The organism is Streptomyces lycii, from assembly GCF_009735685.1.
Lineage (GTDB): Bacteria > Actinomycetota > Actinomycetes > Streptomycetales > Streptomycetaceae > Streptomyces > Streptomyces lycii.
In genome coordinates this window covers 1-7528 of record NZ_WHPN01000384.1, presented here as the reverse complement: position 1 = coordinate 7528, position 7528 = coordinate 1, and the positions used below count along the sequence as shown (strand labels likewise).

The following is a 7528-nucleotide window of genomic DNA, read 5'->3' as shown; positions in this document are numbered from 1 at the left end:
GCAGCCGAGCAGCAGTCCGGTGGCCAGCAGCCGCCGCAGGGCGGCCCCGGTGCCCCCGGGTTTCCTGCGGCACCGCCCGCCGGTGCCGCCCAGCAGCCGGGGTACGGCTACCCGCAGCAGGGCGCGCCCGGCCAGCAGCCGTTCCCGCAGCCGCAGGCGCCCGGCGGCGTTCCGCCGGTGCCCGGCGCACCGGGCCCGGTGCCGCCCGGCGCCCAGCCCCAGCCCCAGCCGCCCGCAGAGCAGTCTCAGCAGCCTCAGCAGCCCCCTCAGGCACCGCAGTCACAGCCGCAGCCGGGGCAGCAGGCCGCTCCGCCCGCGGCACCGGGCACCCCGGGCGCTCCCGTACCGGGCCAGGCCCGCCCGGAGGCCGGTTACGGCTACCCGCAGCCGCCCGTTCCCGGCGCGCCCGCGGCAGCGCAGCCGTATCCGCAGCCCGGCGCCCCGCAGGGCCCCGTCGACCCGCGCACCGGCGGCTGGCCCGACATCACCCCCGAGCAGCGCCAGCGCACGGCACAGGGCGCGCCACTCGGGTACACGGCGGCCGTGGAGCTGTCCTCCGACCGACTGCTGCGCAACAACAAGCCGAAGCCCAAGAGCAAGAACCCGGGCGGCGGTTCGCGGTTCAAGATCGGCGGCAAGAAGGAGGAGGCCGAGCGGCAGCGCAAGCTCGACCTGATCCGTACGCCGGTGCTGTCCTGCTACCGGATCGCGGTGATCAGCCTCAAGGGCGGTGTCGGCAAGACCACGACGACGACCGCCCTCGGATCGACCCTGGCCTCCGAGCGGCAGGACAAGATCCTCGCGATCGACGCGAACCCGGACGCCGGCACCCTCGGCCGCCGGGTCCGCCGGGAGACCGGGGCGACGATCCGCGACCTGGTGCAGGCGATCCCGCACCTCAACAGCTACATGGACATCCGCCGGTTCACCTCCCAGGCGCCCTCCGGACTGGAGATCATCGCCAACGACGTGGACCCGGCGGTCTCGACCACCTTCAACGACGAGGACTACCGCCGCGCCATCGACGTGCTCGGCAAGCAGTACCCGATCATCCTCACCGACTCGGGTACGGGCCTGCTCTACAGCGCGATGCGCGGGGTGCTGGACCTCGCCGACCAGCTGATCATCATCTCGACGCCGTCCGTGGACGGCGCGAGCAGCGCGAGCACGACGCTCGACTGGCTCTCCGCGCACGGTTACGCGGAGCTGGTGCAGCGCAGCATCACGGTCATCTCCGGGGTCCGGGAGACCGGGAAGATGATCAAGGTGGACGACATCGTGGCGCACTTCCAGACGCGTTGCCGCGGGGTCGTCGTCGTACCGTTCGACGAGCATCTCGCGGCGGGTGCCGAGGTCGACCTCGACATGATGCGGCCGAAGACCCGGGAGGCGTACTTCAACCTCTCCGCGCTCATCGCCGAGGACTTCGCGCGGGCCCAGCAGGAGCAGGGGCTGTGGATGCCGGACGGCAACCCGCCCCCGCAGGCGGCACCGCCGATGCCCGGCCAGCCGTACGCGAATCCGCCGGCGGGCGGGCAGCCGTACCCGCAGCAGGCTCCCCAGCAGCCGGGGGCCCAGCAGCCGGCGGCGGCGCCGCAGCCTCCGCAGCAGGGCGGGCAGCCCGGGCAGCAGCCGCCGGCAGCTCCGGGACAGCCCGGTCCGTGGCCGCAGCAACCGCCGGGAGGCCAGGGTTGGCCGCCCCAGCAGTGACGGTCGGCGCGTGACGTACGGGAGCCCCGGGCAGCTGCCCGGGGCTCCCGTTGTCCGTCCTGACCGGTCCCGGCCCAGCTGTTGCCATTCCTGACCGATCTCGACCCGACTGTTGCCGGTCCTGACCGGTCCCGGCCCAGCTGTTGCCATTCCTGACCGGTCCCGGCCCGGCCGGCCTCGGTCCCCGAGCGGTCCCGACCCAGCCCTGACGACCGGTCCCGGTTCACGGCAGACCCCGGTTCACGGCAGACCCCGGTTCACGGCAGGTCCAGGTTCACGGCGGCTCGTATCGCCGACGGTCCTCCGTGCCCGGCAGCTTCGGCACCCGGCGCTCCGGGCGAACGGCAGTCATCGGCACTCGACAGGTCTCCGTGCCCGGCAGGGGTCTCGGCGCCCCCGCCCGCGCCCCCGCCCGTTCCGCCCGGTCGCCCGTCCCGCCCGCGGTCAGCCCGCGGACCGGCCCTCGTACGCCGCGACCAGGGCCCGTGAGCGTTCGACGTCGTCCGCGATGCCCTTCAGCAGTTCGTCGACCGTGTCGAAGCGGGCCTGGCCGCGGAGCCGCTCCAGGAACTCCACGGCCACGTGCATCCCGTACAGGTCCAGTCCCACGCGGTCGATCGCGTACGCCTCGACGGTCCGCTCCGTGCCGTCGAACTGCGGGTTCGTGCCCACCGAGATGGCCGCCGGCATGGATTCGCCGTCCGCCTCCAGCCAGCCCGCGTAGACGCCGTCGGCCGGGATCGCGGTGTGCGGCAGGGTCTCCACGTTGGCCGTCGGATAGCCGAGTTCGCGCCCGCGCTGTGCGCCCCGGACGACGACGCCCTCGACGCGGTGCGGGCGGCCGAGGATCTCCGCGGCCGCGGCCATGTCGCCCTCGGCGACGAGCCGCCGGGTCAGGGTCGAGGAGAACGGCTCCCCGCCGCCCGCGTCGCCGCGGACGAAGAGGTCGACGACCTCGACCTCGTAGTCGTAGGTGCCGCCGAGTTCGGCGAGCAGCGCCACGTCACCGGCCGCCCTGTGCCCGAAGCGGAAGCTCGGACCCTCCACGACGGCCTTCGCGTGCAGCTTGTCGACGAGCACCTTGACCACGAAGTCGGCGGGCGACAGCTGCGAGAACTCCCGGGTGAAGGGCAGCACCAGCACGGCGTCCACGCCCAGTTCACCCATCAGCTCGGCCCGCCGGTGGTGCGGAGCCAGCAGCGGCGGGTGGCTGCCGGGGCGGACGACCTCGCTGGGGTGCGGGTCGAACGTGACGACGACGGCCGGAGCACCGAGTTCCCGGGCGCGTTCGACGGCACGGCCGATGATCAGCTGGTGCCCTCGGTGCACCCCGTCGTAGGAGCCGATGGTGACGACGCTGCGCCCCCAGCCCTCGGGGATCTCCTCCAAGCCACGCCAGCGCTGCACTGTGACCGCTCCTCGCCCGAACCCGTGTACGTGTTAGCCATCGATTACGCAGCTACAAGACTGCCATGCCGCAGGCCCGGCCCTGTCATCGGCACCGCCCCGCGACGCCGCCGCCGGGCCGGGCACGGCGCCCCGGGGTGTGCGCCCGGTGAACGCGCCCGCGTGCGCACCCCCGGTTCCCTCCGAGCGCCCGCCCGAACGGGTGAGCGGAGGGCGCGCACGGGAAAGGCACAACGGAAGGGGGATCGTGGACCGGGCGGCCGNNNGTGCCGTGCACGGCCGCCCGGTCCACGGTGGTTTCCGTCCGCTTACCGCTTTCCGGACCGCTTTCCCGGACTGCTTTCCCGGACTGCTTTCCGGACTGCTTTCCGGACGTTTCCGGCGGAAGCGCTCAGACGAAGACCGCCAGGCTCTTCGCCTTCCCCGCATCCTCCCGCACCAGGGCCAGGAACCGGTCGTCCGGGCCGAACACGGCGACCGGCCCGTCCGTGCCGAGCCCCGGAGCGGCCGGCCGGACGCCGTTCGCCAGCAGCCGGGCCAGCTTCTCGTCCACGTCCCAGCGCGGGAAGGCCGCGGCGGCCGCCTCGCCGATCGGCATGACGGGCAGCCCGCTCGTGCCCTCGGGCTCCGCGTCGACGGCCGCCTGGAGCTGCTCCAGGGTGTGCGCCGCACCGAGCCCGTACGGGCCGACGCGGGTGCGCCGCAGCGCCGTCAGATGGCCTCCGGTGCCCAGACCGGCGCCGAGGTCGCGGGCGAGCGCCCGGACGTAGGTGCCGGAGGAGCAGACCACGGTCGCGTCGGCGTCCAGCACGGCGGTGCCGTCCCCGGCCACGGCCTCCCGGACCTCGTGCACCACGAAGGACGAGACCGTGACGGGCCTGGCGTCGAGTTCGAAGTCCTCACCCTCGCGCGCCCGCTTGTACGACCGCTTGCCGTCGACCTTGATGGCACTGACCTTGGACGGCACCTGCTGGATGGCGCCGGTCAGCCGGGCCGTCCCGGCCTCGACCGCCTTCCGCGCCCCCTCCGCGCCGCCCGGCACCCCGGCGATACCCGCCGAGGCGGTGATCTCGCCCTCGGCGTCGTCCGTCACGGTGGTCTGGCCGAGCCGGATCGTCGCCGTGTACTCCTTCTCGGTCAGCGCCAGATGCCCGAGCAGCCGGGTCGCCCTGCCGGTGCCCAGCACGAGCACGCCGGTCGCCATCGGGTCGAGCGTGCCCGCGTGGCCGACGCGCCGGGTGCGGGCCATGCCGCGCAGCCGTGCGACGACGTCGTGCGAGGTGTGGCCGGCCGGCTTGTCGACGATCACGAGGCCGTCCGGCGCCGGAGGGCCGGCCCGCCGTGCACCGGCGCGCCGGCCCGGGTGCTTGTCGCTCATGCCCGCGCGGTGTCCTCACCGGTGCCGCCGTCGGTGTCCCCGGCGTCACCGGCGTCACCGGCGTCACCGGCGTCACCGGCGTCACCGGCCGAGGCTTCCTCCGCCTCGGCGCCGGCGTCGTTGTCCTCGCCCGGCTTGCGGTACGGGTCGGCCTCGCCGGCGTACGTCGCGCCGGTGGAGGTCTCCCGTACCTTCGCGTCCTGTTCACGCGCCTTGGCGAGGAGGTCGTCGATGGTGCGGGCGTTGTCCGGCAGGGCGTCCGGCACGAAGGCCAGGCTCGGCGTGTAGCGCACGCCGGTCTGCCGCCCGACCTCGGAGCGCAGGACTCCCTTGGCGCTCTCCAGGGCCGCCGCGGAGGCCGCGCGCTCCTCGTCGTCGCCGTAGACCGTGTAGAAGACCGTGGCCTCCCGCAGGTCGCCGGTGACGCGGGCGTCCGTGATCGTGACGAACCCCAGTCGCGGATCCTTGATGCGGCGGTCCAGGGTCTCCGCGACCACGACCTGGATGCGGTCGGCCAGCTTGCGGGCCCGCGCGTTGTCGGTCACCGGTCCGTCTCCTTCTTCTCTTCCGCCATCTTGCGTCCGGCGGCTCCGTCGCCGCCCGGGACCTCTGAGCGCACGGCGCGCTCAGTCGTCGTCCCGGTGGAACCGCCGCCGTACGGACAGCAGCTCCACCTCCGGCCGGGCGGCGACAAGGCGCTCGCACCGGTCGAGTACGTCAGTGAGGTGCCCCGCATCCCCGGAGACCGCGGCGAGGCCGATCCCGGCCCGCCGGTAGAGGTCCTGGTCGCCGGTCTCCGCCGCGCTGACCGCGTGCTTGCGCTGCAACTCGGCGATGATCGGGCGGACGACGGAGCGCTTCTCCTTCAGCGACCGTACGTCGCCGAGAAGCAGGTCGAAGGACAGCGTCCCTACATACATGAAGTCCGGGTCAAGCCACCCGTGGGGCCTCGTCCAGGCCTGCCCTCTCCACCGGCAGGTACCCCAGAACCGTACACGCAACGGCCGGGGCCGATCGACGGAAATACCTCCCGCCGACCGGCCCCGGTCGCGTTACCTGGGATCAGCCGCGCGGCTTCTCCCGCATCTCGTACGTCGCGATGACGTCGTCGACCTTGATGTCGTTGAAGCTGCCGAGGTTGATACCGCCCTCGAAGCCCTCGCGAATCTCGGTGACGTCGTCCTTGAACCGGCGCAGCCCCTCGATGTTGAGGTTCTCCGCGATGACCTTGCCGTCGCGGACCAGCCGTGCCTTGGTGTTGCGGCGCACCTCGCCGGAGCGGATGAGGACACCCGCGATGTTGCCGAGCTTGGAGGAGCGGAAGACCTCGCGGATCTCCGCCGTGCCCAGCTCGACCTCTTCGTACTCCGGCTTGAGCATGCCCTTGAGGGCCGCCTCGATCTCCTCGATGACCTGGTAGATCACCGAGTAGTAGCGGACGTCGACACCCTCGCGCTCGGCCATCTGCGTGGCACGCCCCTCGGCGCGCACGTTGAAGCCGATGACGATGGCGTCGGAGCCCGTCGCCAGGTCGATGTCGGTCTCGGTGACCGCACCGACGCCGCGGTGCAGGATCCGCAGGTCGACCTCTTCGCCGACGTCGAGCTGGAGCAGCGAGGACTCGAGAGCCTCCACCGAACCGGACGCGTCGCCCTTGATGATGAGGTTGAGCTGCTGGACCTCGCCGGCCTTGAGCACCTTGTCGAGGTCCTCGAGGGACACCCGGCGGGTGCGCTTGGCGAAGGCGGCGTTGCGCTCGCGCGCCGCGCGCTTCTCGGCGATCTGCCGGGCCGTGCGGTCCTCCTCGACGACGAGGAAGTTGTCACCGGCTCCGGGGACGTTGGTCAGACCCAGGACGAGGACCGGAGTGGCCGGACCCGCTTCCTCGATCGCCTTGCCCGTGTCGTCGTGCATGGCACGGACACGGCCGTACGCGTCGCCGACCACCATCGTGTCGCCGACCCGCAGCGTGCCGCGCTGGACCAGCACGGTGGCCACGGCGCCGCGGCCGCGGTCGAGGTGGGCCTCGATCGCGATGCCCTGCGCGTCCTGCTCCGCGTTGGCCCGCAGGTCGAGCGAGGCGTCGGCGGTGAGCACGACGGCCTCGAGGAGGTCGTCGATGTGCAGGCCCTGCTTGGCGGAGATGTCGACGAACATGGTGTCGCCGCCGTACTCCTCGGCCACCAGGCCGTACTCGGTCAGCTGACCGCGCACCTTCGCCGGGTCCGCGCCCTCGACGTCGATCTTGTTGACCGCGACGACGATCGGCACCTCGGCGGCCTTGGCGTGGTTGAGCGCCTCGACCGTCTGCGGCATCACACCGTCGTTCGCCGCCACCACGAGGATCGCGATGTCGGTGGACTTGGCACCACGGGCACGCATGGCGGTGAACGCCTGGTGACCCGGGGTGTCGATGAAGGTGATCTTGCGCTCTTCTTCGTTGACCTCGGTCGCGACCTGGTAGGCACCGATGTGCTGGGTGATGCCGCCAGCCTCGCCCTCGATGACGTTCGTCTTGCGGATCGCGTCGAGCAGCCGGGTCTTTCCGTGGTCGACGTGACCCATGACGGTCACCACCGGAGGACGCGCGACGAGCATCTCCTCGCCGCCCTCGTTCTCGCCGAACTCGATGTCGAAGGACTCGAGCAGCTCGCGGTCCTCCTCCTCCGGGCTGACGATCTCGACGACGTAGTTCATCTCCTCGGCGAGGAGGTGCAGCGTCTCGTCGGACACCGACTGGGTCGCGGTGACCATCTCGCCCAGGTTGAACATCACCTGGACCAGCGACGCCGGGTTGGCGTTGATCTTCTCCGCGAAGTCGGTCAGGGAGGCACCACGCGACAGCCGGACCTTCTGGCCGTTGCCGCGCGGCAGCATCACGCCGCCGACGGACGGGGCCTGCATGGCCTCGTACTCCTGGCGCCTCTGCCGCTTCGACTTGCGGCCGCGGCGCGCGGGACCGCCGGGACGGCCGAAGGCGCCCTGCGTGCCACCACGGCCACCGGGACCACCCGGACGGCCACCGAAGCCGGG

General features: G+C 72.6%; 6 protein-coding genes. 1 reads left to right on the top strand and 5 read right to left on the bottom strand.

All coding sequences use genetic code 11. The features are described 5' to 3' along the window. A partial coding sequence (locus GCU69_RS26270; RefSeq protein ID WP_156207366.1) for a MinD/ParA family ATP-binding protein occupies nucleotides 1–1710 on the top strand: 1710 nt, incomplete at its 5' end. Nucleotides 1711–2154: 444 nt separating this feature from the next. Here the strand turns inward: GCU69_RS26270 and GCU69_RS26265 are convergent. From GCU69_RS26265 to infB, 5 genes are all read right to left on the bottom strand, one after another. Then, nucleotides 2155–3117, bottom strand: coding sequence for a bifunctional riboflavin kinase/FAD synthetase (locus tag GCU69_RS26265; protein ID WP_156207365.1), 963 nt, complete (start codon nucleotides 3115–3117; stop codon nucleotides 2155–2157). A 391-nt stretch (nucleotides 3118–3508) separates the two neighbouring features. Then, the gene (gene truB / locus GCU69_RS26260; RefSeq protein ID WP_156207364.1) at nucleotides 3509–4495 is read right to left on the bottom strand and encodes a tRNA pseudouridine(55) synthase TruB; all 987 of its coding nucleotides are present in this window, start codon (nucleotides 4493–4495) and stop codon (nucleotides 3509–3511) included. After that, on the bottom strand, nucleotides 4492–5040 hold the full coding sequence (gene rbfA, locus GCU69_RS26255) for a 30S ribosome-binding factor RbfA (RefSeq protein WP_156207363.1): 549 nt from the start codon (nucleotides 5038–5040) through the stop codon (nucleotides 4492–4494). Before rbfA ends, truB begins: the two co-directional genes overlap by 4 nt. 81 nt (nucleotides 5041–5121) lie before the next feature. After that, nucleotides 5122–5415: a DUF503 domain-containing protein gene (locus GCU69_RS26250; protein WP_098749850.1), complete on the bottom strand. Its 294-nt coding sequence runs from the start codon at nucleotides 5413–5415 to the stop codon at nucleotides 5122–5124. A gap of 142 nt (nucleotides 5416–5557) precedes the next feature. Then, the coding region (infB, locus tag GCU69_RS26245; RefSeq protein ID WP_156207362.1) for a translation initiation factor IF-2 at nucleotides 5558–7528 on the bottom strand (1971 nt) is incomplete at its 5' end.

Coding starts and splice junctions, on each gene's coding strand:
- truB (WP_156207364.1), bottom strand. CDS start 4,495: ATGAGCGACAAGCACCCGGGCCGGCGCGCCGGTGCACGGCGGGCCGGC.
- GCU69_RS26250 (WP_098749850.1), bottom strand. CDS start 5,415: ATGTATGTAGGGACGCTGTCCTTCGACCTGCTTCTCGGCGACGTACGG.